Raw genomic sequence first — 1,681 nt, 5'->3', positions numbered from 1 at the left:
GTTCGCCCGGCGCGGTGTAGTGCTCGACGGCGTGGCGGACGACATCGGGCAGCATCTTGGCCGGATGCGGGGTCGACTCGGGCGTGTACTTGCCCTTGCGCTGAGCAGCGGGAGAGGACTGCGCAGTCGTCCACACCGAAACGTCATTCGTCGCGTCAAGTGCGCTGATGAGTGCGCGGGGGATGGGCTGTGTTGGCTCGTCGGCGGAACCGTGAGTGTGGTCGTGCTGGGGCACGGGCTTGGCCTTTCTGGCTGGCGGAGACGTTTGTCAGCGGGGGGCGGCCTGCAGGCCGTGGTCGTGGGGCTGCGCGAAGACGAGGACGTCGGAGTGGATGCGGTGGTGCGGGGCGGGCAGCCCGCGCACCTCGGCTCGATGCCGGGCCCGCGTATCGGCCCGGTGGTCGTCGGAGAGGTGGAATCGGCCGTCGCGAACGGGTGCGTGCAGGGCGACGATGTGCTGGAGATAGAGCAGGTCGGCGTTCTGGCCGGCAGTGACCACGGCACTGGTCGGGTCGCTGAGCTGACCGGTGGTCCAGTCACTATGGGTGAGAACGGCGAGGATGCCGCCGACCCGGAGCCGACGGGCCGCGTAGAGAGCGACCAGGTCGGCGGATCCGCCTCCGGACTGCTCCGGATGCACGCTCGAGATGATCAGATCCACGCCGCCGGTTCGCCCCGTCTCCTCGCCGCTTGCGGGGGTTGCGGGCGTCGGGTATCGGTTGGCGATGAGGTCTGCCCAGAAGGGTGCGGAGGGTGGTTCGTCGGTGTCCGAAGGGCGCGGGACGCGGTCAACCTGGGCTGCGCGACCGAGGCGTTCAACGGCGTGTACCGCGTCGGCGAGTTCGGCATCGGGAGCGTGGTGGATGACGCCGTCCGGGCCGACCGGAGCGAGTGCCGGGTGGTTGTGATGAGAGGTTGGCCAGGGCAGCAGCATGACTCGCGCGCCGGGTGTGCTGAACGCGGTCACGATCCTTTCGACGATGGGCGCGGGCCAGGTGGCGTTGAGGTCGACCGGCGACGGGCCTGCCGGCCAGACGGTTGCGGGAATGGGTGTCGCAGTCGTGCTGTGCGAGGTGCGGGTGGCGGGTTTGCCGGGGCTTGGTCGGGTGGTGGTCGGGGCGGTCGGCCAGGGGCGGCGGTCGGCGCTGCGACGGCCTGCGGGGCGGGCCGGGGTGGGGCGAGTGGAGCCGGAACGCTTGCGGGATGAGCGGCGGCTGGGATGGTCGGGCGTAGTCACGGTGTCCCCTCCGGAGGCTGGCCAGCACGGGCGGTGCGCGGCGCTGATGACGCTCCTGAACTCCGGAATAGACTGGCGCCGGGGACACATCTCGCGGCACGATTTCCGACGATTCGCGGGTGGATTGCGGTGCCCGCGTTTCGAGAGACCGGCTCCTCTGCGGGGCGGCCTCGGCCTCAAGGGACCGAACGCCGCGGAGTGTCTATGACCGAACTGGTACCGAACTAGTACCGCGGTCCCAAAAGCCCAGCTCAACCGGTATTGCCGTGGCCGCGAATGAGGTCGAGGTGCGGTCGTGAGCTGGCCGAAAGATGATCTGGATTACCCGGTTTCAAGATCGTCGGTTTGCCGGTTGTACTAGTCCGGTGCCGGTTCGGTCACGGGCCGGTCATACCTGCTGTGGCGTCCTGGGTGAGTCGTTGTTCCGGCTCATTCGGGAGTCAT

The 1,681-nt window shown here is 69.0% G+C and carries 1 protein-coding gene and 1 pseudogene; both read right to left on the bottom strand.

Annotation, left to right across the window (positions count from 1 at the left end; all coding sequences use genetic code 11):
• Positions 1-184, bottom strand: a pseudogene (locus tag ABZ215_RS43700) (site-specific DNA-methyltransferase); the annotation flags it as partial.
• Positions 185-268: 84 nt separating this feature from the next.
• Positions 269-967, bottom strand: a complete 699-nt coding sequence (locus ABZ215_RS43695) for a hypothetical protein (protein WP_354956844.1) — start codon at positions 965-967, stop codon at positions 269-271.
• Positions 968-1,681: the final 714 nt, after the last annotated feature.

The organism is Amycolatopsis sp. NPDC006131, assembly GCF_040614175.1.
GTDB lineage: Bacteria > Actinomycetota > Actinomycetes > Mycobacteriales > Pseudonocardiaceae > Amycolatopsis_E > Amycolatopsis_E tucumanensis.
The sequence above is the reverse complement of the archived record's forward strand: the minus strand, read 5'-3'. Positions and strand labels throughout refer to the sequence as shown.